1 protein-coding gene is annotated in these 472 nt (G+C 61.0%); it reads right to left on the bottom strand.

Annotated elements, in window-relative coordinates:
- Positions 1-21: 21 nt before the first annotated feature.
- Positions 22-213, bottom strand: coding sequence for a heavy-metal-associated domain-containing protein (locus tag FJV41_RS50235; RefSeq protein ID WP_141649611.1), 192 nt, complete (start codon positions 211-213; stop codon positions 22-24).
- Positions 214-472: the final 259 nt, after the last annotated feature.

Consider the following 472-nt stretch of genomic DNA (forward strand, 5'->3'; position numbering starts at 1 on the left):
CCTCAGAAACTACCCAACCCCTCAGGCGGGCGGGTAGCCCGCCTCGGACAGCGCCTCGGCGAGAGCCTTGCGGTCCTCGCTGCTTTGTACCGACACCTTGCGGTGGGCCATATCCACCTCGATCTTGCAGTCCGGATCCATCATTTTCAGAGTCTGGCTGACCATGCCGGCGCAGTGGCCGCAGGTCATGTTGGGCAGTTGAAATTCAAGCATGTGCACCTCGTGGAAAAAAGTTACGGCAAGGGCAGTTTTGGGCTTGCCACGGTAGCAAGGTCAAGCGCCAGCAAGGTCGCCCCAAAGCCCGCTGCCTGGCATCTTGAGCTTGACCCCGTGGCAACCCTGAAAGTCTCCCTCGTGCCGGCACTCGCCGGTTGAACTCACCACTGGAGCAACCCATGAATTCCACGATGTCAGATACCCGCGCGCCAGCGTCTGTCTCGACGGCGCACCTGAACCTGCCGATCCTGGGGAT

The sequence above is a fragment of the Myxococcus llanfairpwllgwyngyllgogerychwyrndrobwllllantysiliogogogochensis genome (genome assembly GCF_006636215.1).
Taxonomy (GTDB): domain Bacteria; phylum Myxococcota; class Myxococcia; order Myxococcales; family Myxococcaceae; genus Myxococcus; species Myxococcus llanfairpwllgwyngyllgogerychwyrndrobwllllantysiliogogogochensis.

What these genes read in the sequence shown, in the direction of transcription:
- FJV41_RS50235 (WP_141649611.1), bottom strand. Translation starts at nt 213, where the DNA reads ATGCTTGAATTTCAACTGCCCAACATGACCTGCGGCCACTGCGCCGGC.